13 protein-coding genes are annotated in these 26,308 nt (G+C 68.4%); all 13 read right to left on the reverse strand.

All coding sequences use genetic code 11. The annotated features are described in order from the left end of the window. Positions 1-3 precede the first annotated feature (3 nt). Positions 4-849, reverse strand: a complete 846-nt coding sequence (locus ORI27_RS19910) for an ESX secretion-associated protein EspG (protein ID WP_265998771.1) — start codon at positions 847-849, stop codon at positions 4-6. 3 nt (positions 850-852) lie between these two features. Then, the gene (locus ORI27_RS19915; protein WP_265998770.1) at positions 853-1,140 is read right to left on the reverse strand and encodes a WXG100 family type VII secretion target; all 288 of its coding nucleotides are present in this window, start codon (positions 1,138-1,140) and stop codon (positions 853-855) included. Continuing rightward, positions 1,140-1,433 carry a type VII secretion protein EsxS gene (locus ORI27_RS19920; RefSeq protein ID WP_265998769.1) on the reverse strand — a complete coding sequence of 98 codons (294 nt, stop codon included), beginning with the start codon at positions 1,431-1,433 and terminating at the stop codon, positions 1,140-1,142. The genes ORI27_RS19915 and ORI27_RS19920 overlap by 1 nt, the downstream gene beginning before the upstream one ends. Before the next feature lie 13 nt (positions 1,434-1,446). Continuing rightward, complete coding sequence (locus tag ORI27_RS19925; protein ID WP_265998768.1) at positions 1,447-2,964, reverse strand: PPE family protein; 1,518 nt, start codon at positions 2,962-2,964, stop codon at positions 1,447-1,449. Continuing rightward, positions 2,964-3,275 carry a PE family protein gene (locus ORI27_RS19930; protein ID WP_265998766.1) on the reverse strand — a complete coding sequence of 104 codons (312 nt, stop codon included), beginning with the start codon at positions 3,273-3,275 and terminating at the stop codon, positions 2,964-2,966. Before ORI27_RS19930 ends, ORI27_RS19925 begins: the two co-directional genes overlap by 1 nt. Next, entirely contained in the window at positions 3,272-7,267 is a 3,996-nt protein-coding gene (eccCa, locus tag ORI27_RS19935) for a type VII secretion protein EccCa (protein ID WP_265998765.1), read from the reverse strand. The genes ORI27_RS19930 and eccCa overlap by 4 nt, the downstream gene beginning before the upstream one ends. Next, complete coding sequence (gene eccB / locus ORI27_RS19940) at positions 7,264-8,793, reverse strand: type VII secretion protein EccB (protein WP_265998764.1); 1,530 nt, start codon at positions 8,791-8,793, stop codon at positions 7,264-7,266. The genes eccCa and eccB overlap by 4 nt, the downstream gene beginning before the upstream one ends. Further along, positions 8,790-10,616 (reverse strand): type VII secretion AAA-ATPase EccA, encoded by a 1,827-nt coding sequence (eccA, locus tag ORI27_RS19945; RefSeq protein WP_323055637.1) that lies wholly within the window; start codon positions 10,614-10,616, stop codon positions 8,790-8,792. Before eccA ends, eccB begins: the two co-directional genes overlap by 4 nt. 94 nt (positions 10,617-10,710) lie before the next feature. After that, complete coding sequence (locus ORI27_RS19950; RefSeq protein WP_265998762.1) at positions 10,711-10,908, reverse strand: MbtH family protein; 198 nt, start codon at positions 10,906-10,908, stop codon at positions 10,711-10,713. Further along, the gene (gene mbtG / locus ORI27_RS19955) at positions 10,889-12,175 is read right to left on the reverse strand and encodes an NADPH-dependent L-lysine N(6)-monooxygenase MbtG (RefSeq protein WP_265998761.1); all 1,287 of its coding nucleotides are present in this window, start codon (positions 12,173-12,175) and stop codon (positions 10,889-10,891) included. The genes ORI27_RS19950 and mbtG overlap by 20 nt, the downstream gene beginning before the upstream one ends. Continuing rightward, positions 12,172-16,434 (reverse strand): amino acid adenylation domain-containing protein, encoded by a 4,263-nt coding sequence (locus ORI27_RS19960; protein ID WP_265998760.1) that lies wholly within the window; start codon positions 16,432-16,434, stop codon positions 12,172-12,174. The genes mbtG and ORI27_RS19960 overlap by 4 nt, the downstream gene beginning before the upstream one ends. Next, complete coding sequence (locus ORI27_RS19965; RefSeq protein ID WP_265998759.1) at positions 16,431-22,862, reverse strand: non-ribosomal peptide synthetase; 6,432 nt, start codon at positions 22,860-22,862, stop codon at positions 16,431-16,433. Before ORI27_RS19965 ends, ORI27_RS19960 begins: the two co-directional genes overlap by 4 nt. Beyond that, complete coding sequence (locus ORI27_RS19970; protein WP_265998803.1) at positions 22,855-26,277, reverse strand: non-ribosomal peptide synthetase; 3,423 nt, start codon at positions 26,275-26,277, stop codon at positions 22,855-22,857. The genes ORI27_RS19965 and ORI27_RS19970 overlap by 8 nt, the downstream gene beginning before the upstream one ends. Between the last annotated feature and the right edge of the window lie 31 nt (positions 26,278-26,308).

The raw sequence follows: 26,308 nt of genomic DNA on the forward strand, positions 1-26,308 counted from the left end.
TGATCAGATTGTGTTGCTGGAGAAGTCGCGCACCAGCGTGGCGGCGGGAAACCAGCGCCCGTCGGGCAGGGTCTCGGTGAGCCGGTCGAGCGCCAGGGCGATGGCGAACGGTGTTCCGGGCGAGAAGGTCGAGACCCACTCCGCGTCAGCGGCGCGCTCCGCGCTCACCAATACCCGGCCGGCTTCGGCGTCGATGATGCCCACGCCGACCTCGCTGAGGTTGTGCACACCGTCGCGGGCCGAGCCAGCGCGGACCTCCACGTAGCTGCGCGCACCGGTGAGGGCCGACCGCACTACCGTGACGGCCGAGGCAGGTAGGCCCAGGTGATCCAGGACGGCGCCGAGATCGGCTCCGGCACGCAATCGTTCATCGGCACGCACCCCCACCCGGGTCGGCAGAACGAATTCGGCGAACCTCGCGGGCGCGCGGCCCGCCAGGCCCGCGGTGACCACCGGAGCGAGGAGGGTGGGATCGCTGATGTCGAGTGCGGTGAACGTGACCAGCTCGCCACTGCGCAGCGCGACCACGGTCTCCTCGCCACGGCGGGCGATCAGCCCCCGCAGCAGGTCGGCGCCACTCCCCCGCACATAGCGCAGCTCCAGCCATCGCTCCGGCGCACAGACGATCCGCATCCACCGTGCCACTGCTGCGTGCACCGATCCGTCGGCCGACATCACACCCGAGCGGGTCAGGTCCGCACGCAACCGAGCGAGCATCGCTCCCGACCCGCGTGGTTCGGCCAGGGATGGCGTGATCGCCAACACCCAGGGAAACGAACCGGCACCAACGCTTTCGGCAACGAGCCAGGCAGCGTCGGCCGTCAACTCGACCGCGTCATGTGCGGGCAAGTCTCAGCCCCACTTAGCGCCTTCGGCTTGGTCGCGCGCCTGCATCGACAGCGTGTTGCTCTCGTGGGTGGTGGCCATCGCTCGATACGCGCGCACCAGTTCTTCCATGGCCAGGTTCCACTGGGCCTGCCACGCCTGGTATGTCATGCCGGTCTCGCCCTGCCAGGCCCCCTGCAGGGCGGACTGCTCGGTGGCGATGTCGGCGCCGACCGCCTGCAGCGTGCCGGCGTAGCCCGCCATATCGCCGGCATGGGCAAGCATGGCAGGGTAGTTGTACATGATCTGAGACATCAGAGACCTCCGTATGTCGTTGCCGCGGCGGCATCTTCGGCCACATAGGTGGCGCCGGCCTCGCCGAGGTTGATCTGGGCGATGTCCAACAGAGAGTTGACCTTCGCGGCGACCTCGACGAACCGTGCGTGGGCGGCCTGGAAGGCGGCCGACGACTCACCCATGTGGAAAGCCTGGGCGGTCATCGCGGCCTGCTCGGCTTGAGCGATGGTGCTGCGCATCAGCGCGGTCTTGGCGCCGAACGCGGCCTCTGCGGCCACGAGCTGCGGTATGTGGGCGTCGAGCATGCTCACTGCAGTTCTCCAATCACTTGTCGGTTTCGTCCGGATTGCTGTCCCAGGTGGTGGGAAGCATCGGCATGGTGGGGCGCTCTCCCGTCGCGTCGGCGAGCTCGGTGAGCCCCGCGGCGGTGACGCCACGAGCACGGGTTTCGGTGCCGGCGAATCCGATTGGCCCCGCGCCCCGATCCGACGACGAGGTGGTGGGGTGTGGGGCTGGCTCCGCCGGCGGCCCCGGGTCGCTGTCGAGGTCCATGTACTCGTCGCGGTGGCCGCGGTCCTTGACTCGCTGGGCGCGGCGGCGCTTGGCCCGTTCCCTGGCCTGCACCGACGACAGCGCGGCGGCCGCGGGCGCCGCTTCGGGCACCTGTGCCTTGTTTCCGCTGCCCTCGATCAACGTCGGGCCGGGGCCGTCGTCGGGGTCGGCGCCGGCGACGGCGTAGAAGATGCCTTGCGCTGCGGGTACCGGTGCCGCCGCCGAGGCTGCGGGTGCGGCGGGAGCCGCAGGAGCGGTCGGCGCGGCGGGCGCGGGGGCGGGTGCGGTGGGTGCCGTCGACGAGATCGGCCAGGGGTTCTGCTGGGGCTGGGCGGGTATCGCAACGGGCTGGGGGACGTCGGGCGCCGGTGGGCTCGGAATCAGGGTGAGCAGTCCCAGTAATGGCAGTGCGGCAGCCGCCAGCGCCGGGATCAGCAGTGGCGAGCTCAGCACCAGTCCCCAGGTGGTCCACCCCACCGGCTGCAAGATCGCCTGGTACAGCAGCGCGGACAGCAACGGCCCCCAGGTCGCCCACGCCTGGGCCGGGTTGGTCAGGAAGTCGACGATCATCTGCTGGATGCTCTGCACCGGATGGGTGAGGAAGTCCCAGATCAGATCGCCGTCCGGAAGGGACTTGATGTAGGCCTCGAGCAGCTGAACGATGATGTTCGAATTGGTCAGTGAGGAGCCGGATTCGCTGGCCTGGGGCGCCGCCGTTACGGTGGCCGTCATCGATACCGCCGCTGACCCCGGCAGCGTGATCGTCGGGGCCGGCATGGTCCGCGGTGCGGCCGCCAGTGCAGTGCCTGCGATGGCCTGATAGACGCCCATGGTGGTGGCCGCCTGGATCCACATCCGAACGTAATCGGCCTCGTTGACCGCAATCGGGATCGTATTGATGCCGAAAAAGTTCGTCGCCATCAGCACGCCGTGCACGGTGTGGTTGGCCGCCAGCTCGGGCAGCGTCGGCATGGCGGCCAGCGCGGCGCTGTACGCCGCGGCGGCGGTGTGTTGCTGGGCGGCCGCCCCGGCACTGTTCACGCTGGCCTGTTCCAACCACGCCAGGTAGGGCACGTGGGCCGCCACGTACCGCTCGGCACTGGGGCCCTGCCACGCGCCGGCCTGCACCGCCGCCACAATCTGGGTGAGTTCCGCTGCCACGGAGGCATATTCGGCACTCAGTGCTTGCCAGGCCGATGCTGCGGCCAGCAGCTCACCGGGGCCGGGTCCCGCGCTCAACAGCGCCGAGTGCACTTCCGGTGGTGAAGCAAGCCAAACTGGCGCCGTCATCAGCCTCCCCGCGCGATCAGGTAGGAGCCTGCCGCGGCTGTATCGGTGGCGGCGTAGCCGGAACCCGATTCACCGACCGCGACACCCGATCGGCCCAGCTCGGTGACACCCTGGGCGCCGGTCGCGGCGTGCTCGAGGCCTTGGGCGCTGAACCCGGCGGCCGTCTGCAGCGAGACGGGATCGGCGGCCGGGGGCACCACCGCGGTGATCAACGGGGCGGCGGCCGCATGCGCGGCGGCCAGCCGCGCGGTCAGGGCTTCCACCGCGGCGCTGGCCGAGGTCAGACCCTCGGGGATGACACGTAACGTCATGATGAGTGGTCCTCTCCGAACCGAATCCGAGATGCGCTGTGCGCACGGGCGAATGGATTGACGAGCTGGATGTGGTCGACGAGATCGCTGTCGCCGAGCAGCACGCCGCGACCGACTGGCAGCCTGGTGAAGCGGTGCCCGCGGATCTTCGCGCCGTCGGCGGGGTTGCCCGACAGCATCACCACCGTCGACTGCAGATCACTCATCCGGCGCAACAGCGGGTTGGTCATCAACGCGTGCGCCGAACCGCCTGCCCGTCCGGTGAGGATGACGCGCAAGCCGAGATCGCCTGCCGCCGAGAGCAGCCCGAGCAAGGGCGTCCACGGCCGGTGACCGGCGTACGGCCCGCTCAGGGCAGGGCCGTCGGGGATCTGGTCGACATCGTCGACGATCAGGTAATGCGTGTGCCCCGACCCGCTGTTGGCGCGGTAGTTCCACGCCGCGAGTTCCGCCGCAGGCAATCCAGCCGGGGGGCGGCGCTGTTCGATCAAAGCCGCGAGTCCCATGACGGCGGGAGTGACCCGGTCGATGTTCGCGCTGTACTCGTTGTCGGCGAACAGCGGCTCCTCGACGAGGTGCAGGCGCCGGTCGAACACCGTGAACGCGACCTCCGCGGCGGTCGAGTTCTCCCGGAGGGTGCGGATCAGGTGGCGCAGCAGGGTGGTCTTACCGGACTTGCCGTCCCCGAACACCATCAACAGCGGATGCTCGGCGAAGTCGTGCACCACCGCGCCGAGATCGAATTCGCGCTGCCCCAGCACCACCCGCTCGCCACCGCGGTACAGCGGCGCCACCACCGCGGGCTCGAGGTCGGCCGGCAGCAGTCGCACCGGCGGTGCCTGCACACCCGGGTGCGCCGCATTGATCGTCGGAATCTGAGCCACATCGGGTTCGGCGAACAGGAAATGCTCCCCGGCCATCGTCAGCCCCCGGCCAGGCTGATCATGCGGCACCGATTCCGCCGGCCTGCGCTGGCTGTCGGTGACGCGCACGTTGCTGTCGCGCGGGTCGGGCAGCCGCAGCTCGAGCCGCAACCCGAGCCCGTCGCGCATCGCCAGCGGAACCTCCAGCCAGTTCGGCGTGGTGACCACGACGTGGATACCGTGCGCCAGACCGGTGTTGGCCAATTCGGTCACCGTGGCCAACAGCGGGTTGCGCGTGTTGAACTGGTCGGTGTTGTCGCGACCGAAGGCATACAGGTTGTCGATCACCAGGAACACTTCGCCGTACGCATCCTGATAGCCACTGTGACGACCGGCGTTACCCTGTCGCGACCGCAGCAATTGCTCCAGCTCGCCGAACGTCCGCCGGATCCGCTCGGGTTCCAGGGGTGAGGCGACACTGCCCACATGGGCGAGCCCTTCCAGGCCGCGCAGCCGCCCGCCGCCGTAGTCCAGACAGTAGAACGTGACGTCACGCGGCGAGTGCAGCGACGCGGCCGACAGCACGAATATCAGGAGCGCCGACGACTTTCCGGACTTGGCCCCGCCGTGAATGACCATATTGCCCGCCGACGATCCCGCCTCGAAGATCAATGGGTCGCGGCGCATCTCGAACGGTCGGTCGATCTCGCCGAGCGGCCAGCACCACTGGCGCGGTGTCACCGCGGCGCCGGCCAGCACCTCCTCCAACGGCACCGATTCGTCAAGGGGGGGCAGCCACAGCGCCGGCGCCTTCGGGCCGTACTGAGCGAGTTGATCGCCGATGGTGGTGATCAGCTTGCGCGGCAGCCCGGCCGGGGCGAGCTCCTCGTCGGAGGGCACCACGATTTCTTCGTCGAGCGCGGCGGGTCCGGCCGTGAAGGGGACCGGCTCCGGCTCCACCGGCACCACGTAGGACGTGACGGCGCGAGGCGGATCGTAGATTCCGTCCACATAGGTGCTGCGGAACTTGATCGGCGCCGCTCCCGGTGCGGGCACCAGGAAGCCAACGCCCTTGTGTTCCTTGCCCGATTCGATGTGGTAAGCGTCCTCGACGCCGATGATCTGCCGAGATGCGGCGGGGCTGGCCACCTTGAGGCCGATGCGGTACGACGTGTTCTTGTCGATATCGCGGATGCGGCCGATGTCGAGAGTCTGCGATGCGAACAGGATGTGGATCCGAAACGAACGACCCTTACGGGCGACGTAGTCGAACAGTTCCGCGTATTCCGGGTGTTCGGCCAGCATCAGGGTGAACTCGTCGGCGACCACGAACAGCGTCGGCAGCGGCGGCAGTTCGACCCCCATTTCTTCGGCGGCCGGGCGCGCGGCTTCGTACTCGGCCACCGAACCGAAGGCGCTGCCCTGTACCTGCCGTCCGAAATCCCGCAGCAGGGTTTCGCGGCGGGCCACCTCACCGCGCAGAGTATCGGCGAACCGGTCGGCCAGGGACTTCTTCTCGGCCATGTTCGATATCACGGCAACCACCTGGGGGAAGTTGCGGAAGATATCGGCCCCGGCCTCACCCTTGAAGTCGACATAGATCACGATCAGCCGGTCGGCCGAGTGTGTTGTCAACAGCGACAACAAGATCGACATCAGTGTCTGGGACTTGCCGGATCCGGTCATGCCGATCATCAGGCCGTGCGGCCCCATACCGCCTTCCGCCTCGTCCTTGAGGTCGAAGTACAGCGGAACCCCGGTGGCGGTGACACCGATCGGCACCCGCAGCTCGTCGTCCCGCAGGCGCGGCGCCCACACGTCAGCCACGTCGAGCGCCGATGCGTCGGCTATGCCCATCAGAGTGGCGAAGCTCGCCCCCCGGGTCGCGGGCGAGCGCAGCCCGGCGTGGGTCGGGTTGGAGTCCCAGCGCGCCAACCCGCGCGCCAGGTGTACCGCGTCGGCTGCCGACATCTGATCAGCACGGTCGACATACGGTTGCCAGCCGCCGGTCTCCCACCGCTGGATCGCGCCGCCGGCCACCCGCAGGACCGGTCGCTCCGGGTCGGGGTACTGACCGGCTCGTGGGCCGGACTCCGGCCCGGCGGTGTAGATCACGGTGACCCCGGACCAACCGGTCGCCAGCACCGAATCCTCGGGAGCGTGGTCGGGGTCGTCCACGACGATCAGCAGGTGGCGCAACGATTCGTCGGAGTCGACACCGAACAGTGGGCGCTGCGCCAGCGCCGGTCCGATCGAGGCGATCAGGGCGTCGGTGTTGGCCGCCAGGTATCGGGCCGGTCCGCAGCCGTCGAGTCGGCCGGGAATGTCGCTGTGCGGCAGCCATTTCAGCCATGCCCAATCGGGCGACTCCAGATCCGGACTGGCCAGGGCGATGCCGAGGGCGGCGGCGTCGTGCCAGGTGACGGCTTGACTCAGCCAGGCGCGCAGCGCCGCCCTCGCCTCCGTGGCATCGCCGACCACGGTGATCCGCGACACCGTCTTCAGGTCGATTCCGCGCGGCGCGTCGCGGACGACGCGCTGGGTGTCCAGAAGTGCGCGTAACGCGCTGTGCGACACCGGCTCCAAGTCCACCTCGTCGACGGTGTCCTTGACCCGCACTGTCGTGCCCAGCGGCACGATATGCACTCCGGCCCGCAACACCAGGAAGTCACTGTCATGCGGGTCACGCTCCCACTGACGGCGGGTTCCCGGAATCGCCGCCAATGCGGAGGGTTCCGGGTGTGACCACAACAGCGCCGCCCGCTGCGCACTCGCCTCGGTCCGCACATTGTCCCGGACCACCGACAGATAGCGCAGGTAGTCGGCGCGCTCGGCATCGACTTCCTCGGTGCGCATCTTGTTGTCGGTACCCCGGTAGAGGGCGGTCGCGGCCAGCAGCAACACGAACGGGAAGAACAGGGTCTGCGGTGAGATCAGCCGCATTCCCGTGGCGACCATCGCGACGATCATGCCGACGATCAGGAGCACGATCAGAACCGGCAGCGCCCGGCGCAACAGCGACGGAGGCACTACCCGGGGCAGCTCCGGTGGCGCCTCGATCACGATCGCGCCCTTGTGGGTCTTCGGGCCCGGCATCCGCCGGCCCGCCTCGAAGATCAGCCGGCTCATCGGATCTCCTGCACGTTCACGGGTCGGACCGAGTCATAGGCGACCAGCGCATCGGATTGGGAAAGGGCCGGGCCGGGCGCGAACAAAGTCAATGCCGACCACGGGATCGGCAGCGGTGGCTGCGCCAGACCCAGTGCGGCAACGGACTTCTCGACTGTCTGGTGATCGCCACCGATCCCGTAGCGGACGCCCGTGTCGGAAACCCAGAACAGTGATCCCGCGGGCGGCGAGGCTGGTTGCTGACCCACGGTTTGCACGAAGTACCCGCGGCCCGGCGGCAGCGCGACACGGGTCGCCGTGCCCGGATCGGCACCGCCGACGAGGTCGACCGACCGGATGCCTGCGGGCAGCGGCAGCATCGAGCCCGACAACAAGGTCAGCGAGCTGGTCGCGGCACCGTCGATTTTGGTCCATTGCGCACAGGTCACCGGCGCGTCGGCGGCGGCGACCAGTTTCACGGGCGTGGCCGGCAATGCCGCCACGTCCAGCATCGACGACACCGGCAGCCGGGCGACGTCGTCGGCACCGAGGATCGGTGGTTGCGCCAGCCCGTAGGAATTGGCGTTGCGCAGGACCGCCGCCAGCACGGGGCTGATCGGTTGCAGGCCGTCGGGCAGCACCGCGTAGTTCATCGGGGTGGCGTCGTTGCCATAGGCGATGACAACGGACCCGATCGGAGCCGCGACGGGAAGCGGATATCCCGCGGATTGTCCGGCGTCAGGGACCTGCGGTACCCGCAGCGCCGGACCTTCCGGCACCGCGTTGAACAGGCCCGGCGCGATCGCCGGCGGTGGAGGTGTCATGGCCGGCAGCCCCAGTGCATCGGTGACAGCGCGGTCGGCGAGGTCGATGGCGCTACGACGGCCGTCCCACAGCAGCCAGCTCCCGTCGGCGCCGCCGGCCACGATCGCCCGGCCGGCGGGCAATTCATCGGCATATGCGCCGCCGCGTTGCACGGGGCCGGCGATGACCGACACACCTTCGGCGTCGGCCGACCCGCCGGCGCCGGCGCAGACGGTCCACGTGGCATCGTGAGAGGTGCCCTGCACCATACGTTCCGGGGCTCCCGGGATGCCGATCATGCTGCCCCGGGCGAACTTGTCCAGCTGCTCGCTGCTGACAGTGGTCGGGTCGACCGGCCGCCCGACGGCCAGCCGCGCCGAGGTGAGGTTGAGAACCGGATGCAACCGGTCGTCGAGGCGGACGTAGAGCGCGGAGGTGGAACGGTCGGCCAGCACCGGGTCGCTGCCCGGCACACCACCGGGACGCAGCACCGAGAACACCAGGCATCCGATCACCGCGGTCACCGCCAGCAGCATCCCCGTCATCACCGCCCGGGACTGGCTGCGCAGCGGGTCGACCAGCATCCGGGTGTCGTGTAACGCGAGCCCAGATGCAATGCGGCGCATCACGAATCGCCAGCCGGTCACCTGATGGCGGGTGATGAATCCACGCCGGTAGGTGACCCGGTCGGGGTAGTCGTTGGCGGGTGTACGCGACGAGAAGGACCGGCGATCGTCGCTCATGCCGGCACCGTCAGCCCCAGGCCGCGCAGTAGCGGCACCACCGCGTTACGCACATCGGCGGCTGTGATGGTCATCATCTGCTCGTCGGTGAAATCCGCCCCGGCCAGATCCAGGTGATCCAACCTGAATTCTCGTTCTTCCTCGGAGCGCTCGACGACGTTGCGGACGAACCGGCCATTACCCGCGATATCGAGGCTGCGCCGTGCGACGCCGGCCGAGTCGGGAGTGGTCGAATTGGCCAGCTGGCCGAACAGTTCTTCAAGGCTATGCAGCGCCGCGGGTTCGAACGCGCTATCGCGGTTGGCCGCCATCGACACGGCGATGTCGACGAGCTCGCCGGCCGAATAGGACGGGAAGACGATGCTGCGGGTGAACCGCGACCGCAGACCCTCGTTGGTGTCCAGGAAGCGGTCGAGGTCGGCGCGGTAGCCGGCGATGATGACCACCAGCCGGTCGCGGTCGTTCTCCATCCGGGCCAGCAGGGTGTCGATCGCGACCAGGCCGAAGTCGTTCTTGGCGCCCGTGGCGACCAAGGCGTACGCCTCGTCGAGGAACAGCACACCGTCGAGCGCGCTGTCGATGATGGCGTTCGTCTTGGCCTCGGTCTCACCGATGTGCTGACCGATCATGTCGGCCCGGTGCACCTCGCGAACGTTCTCCCGCTTGAGCAGTCCGAGGCCGCAATAGATCTTGGCCACCACCCGCGCGATCGTCGTCTTACCGGTTCCCGGCGGACCGGCGAATACCAGGTGGTGGGTGCGCTGGGCGACGGCCAGCCCGCGCTCTGCACGCCGCAGTGCCATGGCCACCGAGCTTCTCAACCGTGACACCTGGTCTTTGACCTCATCGAGGCCGATGAACTCGCCGAGCTCACGTTCGGCTTCTTCGAGCAGCGCGGCCTTGCGGTCGCGGGCCTCTGGGTCGACGAAATCGTCTGCAGTGGGCTCTGTTTCGATATCCCACGGATCGGTTCTGGCCTCGATACGAGCCGCCGTGGTGGTGGCGATGCCGAAGGTCGGATCCGATAGTGCCTGCTCGACCTGCTCGTTGGCCGGGTTGGCGGCGTACAGATCCTGCAGCACGTCGGTGGCGGTGTCGTCGTCCCCATAGGCGCGCAGGGACAGCGCCCTGGCCAGCGCACCGTCGACGGCGGCTACGGCCACCGGGCCGTCCGGATCCTCGAGGTGGGTCAGCGCGGGGGCGAACATGCCCAGGCGGGCCAGGGCCACACCGAGGGCGATCTTGGCGGCGTGGGTGTAGATCGGGTCGAGGCCGGTGTCATTGACAACGGGAGTCAGCAGTTTGACGACGTCGGCCCAACGCTGGGCCCGATATCGCAGGGCCACATCGACCCAGCGCGCTTCACGCCATTGCGGCCGGCGGACGCGGATCTCGGCGACGATCTCATCGGCCGCATGGAACTGCCCGTCGACGGCAAGTGCGGCGCCGAGGGCAAGCCGGAAGTCGTCTGGTGTGGTGGCGCGGAACTGCAGATACAGCCCGGTGTCGTAGTCGAACCCCAGCACCCCGGCGGGAAGTTCGATATGTCGCTGCAGCACACCGACGGTGTCGGCGGTACGGACGACCGCGGCGAGCACATCCACGTTGGTGCAGCCGGTGGCGGCCAGCCCGGTCCAGGCATCGCATTGGTCGTGCGCCACCCGGGTGAGCTCGGTGAACGCCCGCCGAGCGGCCGCCATGTCAGCGGGTCGGCGCCGGTCGTAGACCGGCAGGCCCAGTGCTTTGCAGCAGGTCGCGAACCTGCTCACCAGGTCCGTGTCGAGGCGCGCTGCGCGCCCAGAAGTCACCACACCGTTATCCATGGGCATCGTTGCAGGGCAGCGGTCGATGCCACCCATCTCCTTAGGTTTGCCTAACCTCAAAAAGCTAGCATTGCACAAGGTACCTGTCGAGGCCTCAGCGCAGGCTCTTCGGGCGCATGTCAGCCCAGTTCTGCTCGACGAACCGCACGCACTCATCGCGGGCGGCATCGGCCAACGCCACCTGCCAACCGGCGGGTATCTTGGCGAAGGCCGGCCAGAGGCTGTGCTGCTCCTCGTCGTTGACGAGGACATAGAACCGGCCGTCTTCGGCGTCAAAGGGATTGGTACTCAACGTTCCTCCTGGTTGTCGAATTCGCCGGACGGGTGTTGCCGCCCCCGCGCAGGACGCGGTCGGACAGCAGGCCCAGACAGCTGAGGTTCGGAAAGCCTGGGCCCTGGCTAAGACCGGACAGGTTGGGCAGGAACAACTTCGGCTCGACCCCGGTCAGCGCGAGGTCGTCGCCGACGGCCTGTTGCAGCCGGTCGCTGGTGAGCGGGCCGTTCAGCCTGACCTCGAGGAGGTCCAACGCGTCCTGGCCGAGGAGCGGCAGGAACCACAGGGAGTCGGCTCCCGAACCGTCGATCACGAGGTCGAATCCGTGCACCGTCTCAAGCCGTTCACCGTGCCGGTCGGTGTGCAAGGTGATCCGAATCCGGTCGCCGGCGGCAACACCGTGGGCGACGCGGCCTCGCAGGTGCCGGATCCGCTCATCGGCCAACAGTGAGTCCTGAACGCGCGCCGAGAACACACCACGGTCGGTGCGGGCCATCACGTCGCGTCGTTCGGCAAGGGTCAACCCGGCCCAATCCGTCGGGTCGCTGAACATCCTGTTCTCGAAGAAGCTCTCACCGCGAGTGAACAGAGTCGCCTGAGGGGAGATCACCGTGATCGTCGAGACCCGGTGTTTGAACAGCTCGTTGAGCATCGACGCCGCGGTCTCGCCGCCGCCGATCACGGCCACCCGGCCGGCGTCGATGCGGTGGTGCTCGGCCGCCAGCTGCCAGAACTGGGCGATGGAGAGGACCTGCGGATGGCCCGGCAACACCGATCGGTCTGGCTGTCCGGGGCCGGTGATCATCACCGCATCGGCGGCGACGGTGTCATCGGGGGTGTGCAGCAGCCATGACTGGCCGTTGAGCGAGAGCCGAACGGCCTCACCCTCGACGACGTCGAGCCCCACGGCGTCGGCGACCCAGCGCAGGTAACCGGCCCAGCTGTCATGGGTGGGAGCCGGCTTGCCGCGGTCGACCCACTCGGCGAAACGTCCGGTCGCCACCAGGTAGGACTGCCAGCTCAGCCGCAGCATCCGCTGGTCGAGCTCGGCGTTGCGGCCTGGCAGGATCGTGGACCGGTATGGGAAACCGACGTCCTTCTCCGGGCTGGTACCGAGCCGGTGCTGGCCGTCGGTCCAGCCGCCGCCCGCCCGCCAGTTCGCGGCGATCGTCGTCTGCTCGACAGCCACGATGTCGGGTGTGGCCACGCCCATTTCCCGCAGCATCGCAGCCTTGGCCGCCACCGCCACCGCTTTGGCGCCCGCACCAAGGATCGCCAACCTCATCGGGACACCTCCGCCAGTTCGCGCAGGACGTCCTGCCAGATTGACTGCAGCGCAGCCACATCGGTGTCACTGAAGATATCGGGCACCGTACGCCATTGGGTGACCAGCTTCCCACCCGCGACGGCGGCGACCAGGGTCAGCTCGTGGCGCACCGCGACATTCGGCTCGGTCATGATCGGGACATGGGCGAGCAGCCCCCGGTCCAACAGCGAGCCGGCATCGAGGTCCAACCGTCCCAGATAGTTCAGCAGCACCTGGGGTCCGCGGAACCCCCGCAGCCGCTCGGCGGTATCAGGCCGCAGATAGCGCAGCATGGCGTAGTCGGTTGGTTCCCCGGCTATCTCGGGCAGGGGCTCCCCGGGGCGGATGCGCAGCGGATAGATGGCACTGAGTAAGCCGACGGTGTCGTCGGCACCATTGCGTCCGTGGGTCTCCAATGCCACCAGCGGAATCGGGCCGGACTGGCCGCGCTGGTCGCGCCAGCACGTGATCAGCCGGGCACAGGCGTCAGCCAGCACATCCTGGATCGGCGTCTGTGCGCGCAGCAGTGCACCGGTGATATCGGCCTCGGTGACCGACAAGGTGATCGCGAGATCGGCGAAGCGATCCGCTCCTGGCCGGATTCGCCTGTCCCCCAGTACCGGATCGTCGCCGTCGAGTTGTGCTAGCCAGAACTCGACGGTGTCGAGCTCGGCCGCCCGCTCGGTGCGCGAGTGAGCCCACCGGCGATAGCTGACCCGCTCTCCGCTCACCAGGCCGGCACCGTCGACCGACCAATTGGCCATCAACTCGCCCAGCACGATGCGCCAGGACGCGGGGTCCATCGCCAGCACATGGGCGGCCAGGACCAGGACACCGGCCTCGTCGGGCCGGTGCAGCCAGAGCGCTTCGGTCAAGTGTCCGCGCTCAGGATCCAACCGGTCGATCACGGCGCCGGTGAGCTCGGTGACGGCGTCGCCGAGCTCACCGGTGACCTCCACCGCGGTCAGCGGAATGGTCTGGGAATCGGCCGGCAGGAACGTCATCGTCGCCAGATCAAGTCGGCTGCGGAACATTTCGTGCCCGGCGGCGATACCGTCCAGCAGCCGGCGCAGCCGCTCGGCGGTCGCGTCGGCTGGCAGAGTGATCGCCTCGATCTGCGCCAGCCGGCGGGGATCGCCGTGTTCGTAGAGCCAGTGCACAGCCGGCAGGGCCGGAATCGGCCCCTGCGGTTCGGGTACGGCAGCCAGTTCGCCGGCGCTGTCCCGATCCACCGCAGCCGCCAGCTCGCGAAGGGTACCGCATTCGAGGACCAGCCGCGCCCGTAGCGGCAGCCCGGACCGGCGCGCGGCTTGCACCAGCGACAGGGCGACGATGCTGTCGAGCCCCAGCTCCAACAGGTCGGCGTCGACATCCACCTCGGCGATGCCCAATAGTTCGCCGACCGCTTGTCCGAGTGCGACTTCCGTCGCCGTAACGGGAAGCTCCGGAGTCTCGTCGGGGGTGGCCGCCGCCGCCAGCGCCGCCTCGTCGACCTTCCCGTTGGCGGTCAGCGGTATGGCCTCGACCACCACCAGCCGGTGGGGCATCATGTAGCGCGGCAGCCGGTTTCGCAACAGCGATCGCAGATCGGTGGCGGCCACCTCACCCACGACGTACGCGATCAGCCTGAGATCGGTGGCTTGTCGGTGTACGGCGACGTGGGCGTGCCGCACGCCAGGCACTTCGGCCAGCACCGCCTCGATCTCGCCCGGCTCGACCCGGTGACCCCGGACCTGGATCTGGGCGTCGGCCCGTCCGATGAAAGCCAAGGCGCCATCGCGATCCCGGCGGACCAGGTCGCCGGTGCGGTACATCCGGGCGCCACCGGGCGCTGCGACGAACCGCGTCGCGGTCTCGGCAGGACGGCCGAGATACCCGCGGGTCACCTGCTCACCGGCCAGATACAGTTCGCCCACCACGCCGTCGGGCACGGGGTGCAGCCAGGAGTCGAGCACCACGGCGGTGGTTGATCGGGTCGGATAACCGATCACCGGTGCGTCGTGGTCGGCGATGGCGGCGACGACAGCCTCGACCGTTGTCTCCGTTGGGCCATAACAGTTGTGCGCGGCCAGCAGGGTGTGCGTACAGGCCTTGCGGATATCGGTCCAGTCGACCGATCCCACCGCTTCCCCACCCAGGGCGAGCACCTGCAGCGTGCCGCGATCCAGCAGCCCCGCGCGTCGCAGGTTGGTGAACAGTGATGGGGTCACATCGAGCAGGTCGATGCCGTGCCGGTCGATGATGTCGACGAGTGCCTCGGGGTCGCGGCGGTCCGTTTCGTCGATGAGGTGCACGGTGTGGCCGTACAGCAGCCCGGCCAGCGGCTGCCACGCGGCATCGAACGCGAACGACCACGCGTGGCCGATGCGCAACGGCCGGCCCAGGCGGTCGGCGGCCGGGCGCAGCATCCGCTCGGCGTGGTCGTCGACGTAGGCGAGCAGCGCCTGATGGGTCCCGATGACACCCTTGGGTTCTCCGGTGGTACCCGAAGTGAACACCACATAGGCGGCTTGGCCGGGCACGGTGGGTGACATGATTCTCGGCGCGGTGCGGGCGGCTGCCATGGTGTCTTCGTCGATGACAAGGGCGGCGCCGGTTTGGGCGAGAATCGAATCCACCCGTCCGGCCGGCATGCCCGGCTCGAGGGGAACGTACATCCCGCCGGCCTTGAGCACACCGAGCATCGCGACCACGTAGTCAGCACCCCGGGGTAGCCGGATCGCCACCGCGGTTTCGCAATGCGCCCGGGATTCGGCCAGCAGCCCGGCGAGGCGATCCGACCTTTCGTGCAACTCCCGATAGGTCAGCTGGCCGCCATCCCAGCGCAGTGCAGTCGAATCACTGTGCGCCACAGCAGTGTCGGCAAATCTCTCGGGGACCCCCGGCTGGGATGCGGTGCCGGGGTGCATCGATGCGATGGGTCGCACTTCACCGTCGAGCAGGATGACGACAGCACCCAGCGGCCGGTCCCACATGTCGATCAGCCGGCTCATGGTCTGCAGGACTCGTCTGCCGAGGGTCTCGGCCGTCGACACGCCGAGTGCGTTGTCGGTGACCTCTACCAGGAGCGTCAGTTCGGCGTCAGCGCGATAGGCAGCGATGGTCACCGGGAAGTGCGTGAGGCTTTCCATCGCGGCCGGCCGGAAACTCACCCGTCCTGCCATGAACTCTTGGCCGCCGACCATGCCGCCGGAGGGGAAACTCTCGTACACCAGCAGGGTGTCGAACATCTCACCCACCCCGGCGAAGCTCCGCAACTGGGAATGCGTCAGGTGGCTGTGGTCGCGCAGCTCCGCGGCATCCCGCTGGAGGGCCGAGCACTGCCCTCCCACCGTCGTGTTCGGGTTCAGACGCACCCGAAGCGGGATCGTGTTGATGAACAGCCCGACCATGGTCTCCACGCCGGTCAGCTCCGGCGGACGCCCGGATACGGTGACGCCGAACACCACGTCGTCGCGATCGGTCAGCCGGGACAGGATGAGCGCCCAGGCCATCTGCAGCAGGGTGTTGAGGGTGACACCGCGGCCACCCGCCGCTGCGGCGAGCCGCTCGGCGTCGGCGGCCGGCAACGTCAGCTCGGTACGCTTGGGCAGTCCGGTGCCGTCGCCGCCGAGGGCCGGTGACAGCAGGGTCGGCCCCGGCATCCCCGCCAGATGCCGACGCCAGATCCGTTCGCCCACTCGGAGATCGCGATCAGCGAGCCAGCCGATGTAGTCGCGATACAGCCGCGGCGGGGGCAGCGTGTCCGGATTGCCGCCGCTGCGATACAGCGTGAGCATTTCGCCGATGAACACCGGCAGTGACCAGCCGTCGATCACGATGTGGTGTGCGGTGACCACCAGGCGCCAGCGCGCCTCCGGTAACTCGATGAGCAGGAAGCGGATCAGCGGTCCCGCATCCAACGTGAACGGTCTACCTCGTTCTTGCTTTTCGAGCGCGGCCGCTTGATCGTCATCGGCGCGCACCTGCTGCCACGGCAGTTCCACCGACGACGGAACGATCTGCACCGGCCGGGGCAGGTCCTGATGCCAGAAGCTGGCACGCAGATTGGGATGGCGGACCAGCATCGCCGAGGCGCAGTCCCGCAGCAGGGTGACGTCGAGCGGCCCGGTCACATCCGCGGTCATCGCGATGACGTACGGGTCCTCGCCGTCGGGTCCGATCAGGGTGGCATGCGAGTACAGACCCAGCTGAAGCGGCGACAACGCCAGAACGTCGTCGATGTCGGCAACCGTCACGAGGGGTGGGCCTTCGACCACGACGATTTCAGCGCATCCAGATCGGCCGCCGACAGTCCCGACACAGTCATTGCCGCGCGCCGCGTGTCGGTGCGGACCTCTGCCCGGCCCGCGTCCGGCTTGTCGTCGATGGCGCCGGCCAGCGCCTCGACGGTCGAGTACTCGAAGATCATCCGAGGGTCGACCTGCAGACCGACGGCCCGCATCCGAGCCGCCAACTGCACCGACCGGATGCTGTCGCCACCGAGCGCGAAAAAGTCGTCGTCCCGGCCGATCCCGGCCACATCGAGCAGTCGACCCATCATTGCCGCGACGGCCCGCTCGGTGTCGGTCCTGGCCGGCTCACTCGTCCCGGTGGTGTGCACCTCGGGCCGGGGCAGGCCGGGCCGGTTCAACTTTCCGGACTCGGTTGACGGCATCACGTCGAGCACCGAGATCGTCGACGGCGTCATGTAACCGGGCAGTGCCGCGGCCACACATGCGCGTACCGCCGCGACGAACGCCGCCGGGTCGGACACCGGCTCGTGGGGCACCACGTAGCCGGCCAGGCTGGCGCCACCCGGTCCGTCCCAGGTACGCGCGGCCGCGGCGGCGACACCGTCCGCGGACCGCAGCGCCGCTTCGACTTCGGCGAGCTCGACCCGGAATCCGCGCACCTTCACCTGGTGATCGGTGCGGCCGACGAATTCGAGTCGGCCGTCCTCGGTCCACCGGCCCCGATCGCCGCTGCGGTAGAAACGCGAGCCCGGCTCGGCGGCATAGGGATTCGGGATGAACCGGGTTGCCGTCAACCCGGGTTGCTTCCAGTACCCGCGCGCGATCTGCTCCCCCGCGTAGTACAGCTCGCCGACGACACCGACCGGCACCGGCTGTAGCGCATCATCGAGCAGGTAGACCTCAGACCCCTCCATCGGTTTGCCGATCTTCGGGATGGGCAGGTCCAGCGGACCACGGATCAGCGCGCCTGAGGTTTCGGTGGCACCGATCGCGTTCAGCAGTTGCGTGGACGTACTGTCGCCGACGCAGCCGACCAGCCGCTGCAGCAGTGCGACATTGACCGGTTCGCCACAGGTCACCAACCGGCGCAGCGCGCGGATCGCATCCGGTGCGCTGTCGACGAGCGCGGACACCAGACTGGCTACGCCGGTGACCTGGGCCACCGAGTACCGCTCGATCAGTCCGGCCAGCGCCTCGGCGTCGCGGTGCTCGGCGTCGTCGGCGACGATCAGCGTCGAACCGGCCACCAGCCCGGCCAGCGTCTCGATACACCCCTCCAGGAACGAGATCGGCGCCTGCGCCAGCCGGATGTCGTCGCCGGGCACCGGGTAGTGCTTCAGTTGCCACGCCAACCTGGTGCTCATGGCGCGGTGGGTGCCGACCACGCCCTTCGGCTTACCCGTGGAGCCCGAGGTGAACATCAGATACATCGGGTCGTCCGGACGCGGATAGGCCAGTGGTGCAACCGCATCGGGAGCGTCCAGTTCGGCGCGGATCGCCGGATCGTCCATCGAGATCAGCGTGACACCCTCGGTGGCGGGCATCGCCGCGCCGGCCTCGGCGGTGACGACCACGACCTGCGGCGCGACATCGTCGAGCATGAACTGCTTGCGCACCGGCGGATAGGCCGGGTCCAGCGGGAAGAACCCGGCACCGGCTTTCATGATCCCCACCAGCGCGACGACGAGGTCGATGCCGCGGCGCATCGACATCCCGACCAGGGCGCCCGGGCCGACACCGTGGCACGCGAGCAGGTGCGCGAAACGATCCGAGCGATGATGCAGCGCAGGGTAATCGAGACTCTCGTCACCGCAGCGCAGCGCGATCCGGCCGGTGCCCCAGGCTCGGCTGCCCTCCAGCATTTCCGGCACCGTCCTGGGTCGGTCGGTGGGCGACGGGAGGCCTCGACTCTGTGCCAGCACCTGGCGGTGTTCGGCATCGCCGAGCAGATTGACGTCCCGCAATGCGGTGTCGGGGTCGGTCGCGAAGGCTTCGATGACCCGGTTCAACCAACCGGCGAAGCGCTGCATCGTCGATGGGTGGTACAGCTCGGTGCGGTAGATGACATGGCCGCGGTAGCCGTCGTCGCCGACGAAGATATTCACGCTCAGGTCGGCGTGCGCGACGTCGAATGTCGGTTCCAGCGCGGTGAACCTGGTCTCGCCGTCGGGTCCGGACTCGATCAGCTGGTTCTCGGGCAGCTCATCACGGACGTGCACGACGACTCCGAACAGTGGATTGCGGGACAACGATCGCACCGGGTTGACCGCGTCGACCACCCGGTCGAACGGAAGGTCCTGATTGGCGTAGGCCGCCAGCGCCATCTGTCTGGCACGCAGCAAAGCTTCGCGCAGTGTCGGATTGCCCGACAGATCGTTGCGCAACACCAGGATGTTGACGAAAAACCCGACCAGCCGGTCCAGTTCGGTGTCGGTACGGCCGGCCACCGGGGTACCGAGCGGGATGTCATAGCCGCCACCAGCTTTGCTCAGGACGACAGCGACGGCCGTCTGCAGCAGCATGAACTCGGTGATGCCCAGCTCACGGCTGAGCGCGGTGAGGCGCTCCCGCACATCGGCATCGAATCGCAACGGGACGGCCGCGCCGGCCCCGCCCGCGATCGGCGGCCGCGGCAGATCCGGCCGCAACCCGGTGTCCTCCGGTAGCCCGTCAAGCTGACGCGCCCAATACCGTCGTTGCGCGTCCATCAGCTCGGTGTCGGACAACAACTCGACCTGCCAGGCCGCGTAATCGCGGTACTGGATCGGCAGCGGCGGGCGGGACGGCACACTCCCCTTACGCCGTTCCCGGTACGCGGTGAGCACATCGGTGAACAGCACACCTGCCGACCAGTGGTCGGCAGCGATGTGATGCACAACCATCGACAGCGCGCATCCTCCGGGTGTGCTCAACACCGCGATACGGATCGGCAGCTCCGACTCGAGTTCGAAGCGGTGCGCCCGCTCGATGTCCAGTTGCGTTGTCAGCCAAGCATCGTCGGGACCAGAGAGCCGCCGGACCTCGACCGTGTCGGCGGTCTCGACGACCTGGTGCGGCACCCCGTCGATCTCGCGGTAGCGGGTGCGCAGGATCTCGTGCCGGGCGACCGCGTCGCCGACCGCGGCGCCCAGCACGTCGACGTCGCACGGACCGGTCAACCTGGCGGCGAACGGGATGTTGTTCACCGGGCTGGGGCCGTCCACGCGATACTGGAACCAGCCTCGCAGCTGTGCTGCCGACAGCGGGGAATGCTCGGCATCGGTGCTGCGGGCGACAAGCCGAGGCCGGCTCGAAGTCGGTTGCCCGCTGCGCAGATCGTCGATCAGGGCGGCGATCTCGCCGGGTGTGCCGCGTTCGAAAACGTCACGCACACTGACCTCTACCCCGCAGGCCTCGCGGACCGCGGCGACCAGCTTGGTGGCCAGCAGCGAGTGTCCGCCGAGGCTGAAGAAGGAATCGTCGCAGCCGACCTTACCGGAACCGAGTAGCTCGGCGAACAGCGCGGCAACGGCGCGTTCGGTCTCGGTGACCGGTGCGCGATATTCGACGACGGGGCCGATCTCCGGCTCGGGCAGCGCCGCTCGATCCAGCTTCCCGTTGGCGGTGACCGGAATCTCGTCGACGACGACGTATGCCGCCGGGATCATATAGTCGGGCAGCGCAGCGGCGACCCGGGTCTTGATCCGATCGATGTCAGCGCTCTCACCTGCGGCCGGCGCCACGTAGGCGATCAGGCTCTTCCCGATCTCCGGCCGCTCGGCCGCGATCACGACCGCATTGCCGACACTCGGATCGACGGTGATCGCGGCGGCCACCTCGCCGAGCTCGATGCGGAAGCCGCGGATCTTCACCTGTTCATCGGCGCGGCCGACGAACTCGAGATCACCGTCGTGGTTCCGCCGGGCCAGGTCGCCCGTCCGGTACAGCCGTCCGCCCGGACTGAAGGGATCGGCGACAAACCGTTCGGCCGTCAGCACCGGACGGCTGTGGTAGCCGTGCGCCAGGTGTGTGCCACCGATGTAGATTTCACCGATCACATCGACCGGAACGGGCTGCAGCGCATCGTCCAGCAGCCGGATCGTGGTGTTGATCTTCGGCGTCCCGATCGGCACAATGCCAGCGCCCTGCCTGCCCTCGACCTTGTAGCGGGTGGCATTGATGACCGTCTCGGTGGGACCGTAGAAATTGTGCAGCAGCGCGTCGAAAGTGGCATGGAACTTGTCGGCCAATTCGCCGGGCAGGGCTTCACCACCGATCGGCACCCGGCGCAGAGTCCGCCACTGCTCGACTCCGGGCAGCGACAGGAACAGGCCGAGCAGCGACGGCACGAAGTGCATCGAGGTAACGGCTTCACGCTGAAGCAGATCGGTGAGGTAGCCGATATCGCGCAGGCCGTCGCTGCGCGGTATCACCAGGCGGGCCCCCTGAGCCAGTACCCCGAAGATCTCGCCGATCGATACGTCGAAGCTCGGCGAGGCCACCTGCAGCAGGCGGTCATCCGTGCTGATCTGATACTCCTGAGCGAACCACCGGAAATAGTCGGCGACGGGCCGGTGCGGCACCGGCACACCCTTGGGCAGACCGGTCGAGCCCGACGTGTAGATCAGGTAGGCGGTGTTGTCCGGGCCGAACGGTCGCACCAAATCCGACGGGACCAGATTGCTCGACGGTAGATCCTCGGTGCCGGTAATCGGCTTGCGCACAGTCAACTTTGGATCGGCGTCGGCGAGGATATGCGCGATGCGGTCCGCGGGGTATTCCGGATCGACCGGCAGGTAGACGGCGCCGGCCTTGGCAATGCCGAGCGCGGTGACCACGAGTTCGGGTGACTTGTCGAGCAGCACCGCGACCCGGTCCTCGGCACCGATACCGTGCGCGATGAGCCAGCGGGCGCGCTGGTTGGCGGCTTCGTTGATCTCGCGGTAGCTGTAGCGGTGGCCCTCGGAGACGACGGCGATCGCACCGGGTTGTCGCGCCGCGCGCTCGGCGATCAGGTCGCCGAGTGTCATTGCCGGGCAGTGGAACTCTTCGCCGCGGGACACCCGCTCGAGCCAGGCGGTGTCCGCCTCGTCCAATAGGCACAGATAGGCGAGCGCACAATCGGGGTCGGCCAGAGCGTCGCGCACCAACACGGTGAAACTGTCGAGCAGCTGCCGCGCCAGGCGAGGGCCGATCACCTCGGTCAGGTACTCGACCTCCACCTCGACCTCGCCGCCGGTGAACTCGACCATGAAACCCAAGGGCAGCTGGGCGAACTGGCCACGGTACTCGGCTCGCCGGCAATGCACACCGGTCGGGCTGAAACCCTCACCCTCGGACTCGCGCATGCCGAAACCCACCCGAGCCATCCGTTCGACGCCGTAGCGGCGATCGGGGTTGAGTTCTCGCACCAGCCGGTCGAGGTTGACCCGCTGATGGGCGAATGCCCCCACCGCGGTGTCGCGCGCGGTGCCGACCAGATCACGGAAGGTGCCCCAGCGGTCGGGCCGCATCCGCAGCGCGACGGTATTGCCGTAGTAGCCGATGGAGTCATCGGTGCTGCGATTGAGAACCGGTGCGGCGACCAGGAAGTCGTCGGTGTGGGTATAGCGGTGCAGCAACGCCGAGAACGCGGCCAGCAGCACCATGTATGGGGTCGCCCCAGACTCGTGGGCCAGTTTCGTCACCGCGTCGACGGTGTCAGCGTCCAATCGGGTCGTGCAGCGGTCAGCCCGCCACTCCGACGGCACCCCCGATCCACTGGGCCCGGGCAATTCCAGCGGCTCGGGCGGGTCGACCAACAGTGCGCGCCAGTACTCCACGTCGGCCTCGTCGGTGCCCGACGGTGGCGGCGGGGCCGCAGTCAGGGGCTCAAGGGTGTCGCCCTGATAGGCACCGGTGAGGTCGGCGAAAAACACCCGCCACGAAGCGTCGTCCCAGGCGATGTGGTGGGCCGCCAGCAACAGGACGTGTTCGCCGGGGCCGACCTGGGCCAGCGTGATCCGCAGCGGTGCCTCGGTGCCCAGATCGAACGGCGTGGTGAAGGTCCGCTGAGCAAGGACCTCCAGCCGCAGCCCCCGCGCCTGCGGGCTGAGCTCCGAAAGGTCGTGCTGCTCCCAACCGGGCTTGAGGTCGTCGTGCACGGTCATGCCCGGTTCGCCGTCAGGGCCGGTGCGGTACGTGGTGCGCAGGACCGGGTGACGCGCCGCGACAGCGTCTACCGCGGCGCTCAGCCGGGCCGCGTCGAGTTGACCGGTCAGCCGATACGACACGCAGACGTTCAACAGCGCACCGGTGGTGTCGATGGACTGGACGAACCACATGCGGCGCTGACCATCGGACATCACCGGGTGATCGGCCTGAGTCGTCGGTTCCGATAGCAGTCCGCGTTGGGCGAGCTTGTGGCGCAACAGCTCCAGACGCTGTCGGTCGGCGGCCAGGGTTTCAGTCATGGGATCTCCTGGTGAGCGCCAAGGCAACCTCGGCGGCATCCATGTCGGTGATTTCGAGATACAGTTCGGCAATCTCATCGAGCCGTCCGCCGGGTTCGAGCTGGCTCAGACGGTTCGCCAGTCCTTCGACCGTGCGCGTGGCGAAGATGTCGGCAACGCTCACGGCCGAGACATCCAGCCACTGCCGGATGCGGGCGACCACGGTCGTGGCGAGGACGGAATCCCCACCCACACCGAAGAAGTCGTCGTCGGCCCCCAGCCTCATCACGCCGAGGACGCCGGCGACGATCGAAGCCAGTGCCGTCTGCAGCGGGCCGTGCGGAGACCGGCCTCCGACTGCGGATTCGGCACGCTCGGCGAGCCGTCGCCTGACGGCCTGCCGGTCCACCTTCCCGCCGACCGTATAGGGAATGCGGTCGAACACGTCAATCTGCCGCGGAACCATATGCGGTGGAAGCTCTTTGTCCAACTGGCTGCGCAACTCCGCGACCGGCAGTGATTCAGCTGCCAGCGCAACGGCGGCAACCAACCAGTCCGGCGAGCCGGTGCGGCCGGGGATGGTCGCCGCGACGGCACCGTGCACACCGGGGACCCGCAGCAGCGCCGCCTCGACCTCACCGAGTTCGACCCGGTAGCCGCTGATCTTGACGCGGTTGTCGGCCCGGCCGACGAATTCGCACGTCCCGTCCGGCCAGAAGCGGGCCAGATCACCGGTGCGGTACCAGGTGGTGCCGTCGTGCTCGACGAACCGCTCGGCAGTCAGGTCTCCTCTGCCCCGATAACCGCGGGCGATACCACGACCCCCGACCCAGAGCTCACCGACCACCCAGTCCGGGCAGTCCGCACCGCCGGCGGTCACGACTCGGCAGCGGTTGTTCGGCAACGGTTTTCCGAACGGTATCGCGGTCCAGCCGGCCGGGATATCTGCCACTTCGCAGACCGTGTTGTGAATCGCCGTCTCGGTGGCGCCACCGAGGCCGGCGAAACGCACCAGCGGAGCACGCTCACGCAATTTCCCGGCCATTGCGGGGGTGACCCAGTCCCCGCCGGTCGGGACCACGCGTATCGTCGGGAGGGGGCCGGCGACCTCGAGCAGCATCTCCAGCCAACCGGGCAGGAAGTGCAGCACGCTGACCCGGTGGGTATCGATGAGCCGCACCCAATGGTCCGGGTCCCGGCGATGCGGTTCGTCGACGACGACGATCGCGCCGCCGGTGCCCAAGGTGGCGAAGATGTCCAGCACCGAGATGTCGCATTCGAGCGTGGACAGCGCCAGGCAGCGGTCGTCGGGTCCCAGCCCGAAGTGCGCGGTGATGAACTCGACGGTGTTCATCGCGGCATCGTGGGTGACCTCGACGCCCTTGGGATCGCCGGTCGAGCCGGAGGTGAACAGCACATACGCCAGCCGGTCCGGATCGCCGGTGAAGGGCTCGAATTCGGCTTCTCCGCCGCGGGCGATCACGCCGGTTATCGTCATCGCCGGCACCGGCACGTCGGGTAGCTCGGCGCCGCACACCAGCGCGATATCCACCGCCCCGTCCGCGAGAATCCGCTGCGCCCGCTCAAGGGGCTGGTCAGCACCGATCGGTAGATAGACCCCGCCGGCCGCGTGAATGCCCAACAGGGCCGGTACTTGTTCGGCTGTCTTGGGGCCGAGCACTGCGACAGTGCCTCCATCACCGAGCCCGGCGGCACGTAGCGCGGCAGCGATCGTGAGTGCCTGCCGGTGCAGCTCCCGGTAGGTCACGTCGCCCCTGTTGCTGAAAATTGCTGGGGCGTCGGGTTGTCGGGCCGCGGTGGCGAAGAAGCCGTCGTGCAACATGCGCCCGCTCGGGATCGTGGTCGTCGTCACCGCCTCCCGCGCAGCACGTTGATGTACCGGCAACAGCGGTTTGCGCGGGGCGTCCCAGGCGTCGTCGTCGTGAGCCAGGCCCCGCACTTCCTCGATGTGGCGGGCGAACATCGCATCGATCACACCCGGGTAGAAGGCGTCTTCCCGGACATCCCAATTCAGCAGGATGCCTCCGTCGAATTCGGTCACTTGGGCGTCGAGCAGAACCTGAGGGCCTTGCGAGATCATCCATTGCGGCGTGCCGAATTGTGTTGTCACATCTGAGCTGAACAGTTCGCCGAGGCCGAGTGCGCTGGTGAAGACAACGGGTGCGAGTACTTGCGTCCCGCGATGGCGGCTGAGGTCTCGGAGCACCGACAGGCCCGGATACGCGGCGTGTACCGCCGTCTCGTGCATGATGTCCTGCACCATGCGTGCACGCTGCGTCGGGGTGTCGGCGGCAGTGAGATCGATGTCGAGCAGAAGCGACGAGGTGAAGTCGCCGACGATCTTGTCGATGTCGGGGTGCAGCGGTTCACGGCCGAACAGCGGGACGTTGAGCAGGAAGTGGGGATCTGCCGACCAGCCGGCGACCGTGTCGGCGAAGGAGGCCGCCAGCGTCATCGCCGGGGTAACTCCCCGCTGCCGGGCGCGATCGAAAAGGCCGTCGCGGGTGGCCGGATCCAGCCAGTGCCACCGGCGGCCGGGTCGGTGCGGGTCGGTCTGCTGGGCGAGCGGCCGTAGCGGCAGCGCGGGGGCAGCGGGCAATCCGGGAACCCGGTCGGCCCACCATCGCCGGTCCGCGTCGAATCGTTCGGGCGGCGGAAGTTGTTGGCGATATTGCTGATAGGTGTATCCGATTTCGGCGAGTGGATCACCGCGGTACAGCGCGGCCAGATCGGCCATCAGGGCCCGGTAGCTCATCGCATCGGCGGCCTGCATGTCGAGGTCGACGTGCAGGCGGGTGCGCCCCCCGGGTAGTTGGGTCAGCGTCAACTCGAGCACCTGACCGTCCAGCTGTTGGCGCGACTTGGCCGCGCGAATGCTCGTCAGCCGTTCGTCGACCGTGGTCTCATCAGCGCCGCGAAGGTCAACGACCGTGACCGGAAGCGGGTCCGCACAGTTGCCGACGCGCTGAGTGCCGTCCGGCAAGAACTGCACGCGCAGCATCGGATGGCGGGCCGCGAGGTGACCGGCCGCCCGGCGGATCCGCTCGGGATCCACCGCGGTGCCGTCGAATTCGACGTAGAGGTGACCGGCGACCCCACCCAGTTGCTGGTCGGCATGCCGGCCGACCCACATCGCGTGTTGCATCGGCGCCATGCCGAAGGGCTCGCCCTCGACAGGCTCGGGCTGGACCGGCACCGGATCGGGTCGACTGGCCGGCGCCAACAAGTCGGCCCAGCCACGCACCGACGGGGCGGCAGCAAGCCGGGCGAAGTCGATGTCGAATCCGGCACGGCGCCAACGTCCGGCCAACGTCATCATCCGGATCGAGTCCAGGCCCTGGGCGATGAGATCGCCATCCGGGTCGACATCGGCGGGGTCGATACCGAGCACTTCAGCGATCCGGTCGGTGATCATGGCCGCCTCAGCCGCGGTCACTGCCACCTCC

The organism is Mycobacterium pinniadriaticum (assembly GCF_026242045.1).
Lineage (GTDB): Bacteria > Actinomycetota > Actinomycetes > Mycobacteriales > Mycobacteriaceae > Mycobacterium > Mycobacterium pinniadriaticum.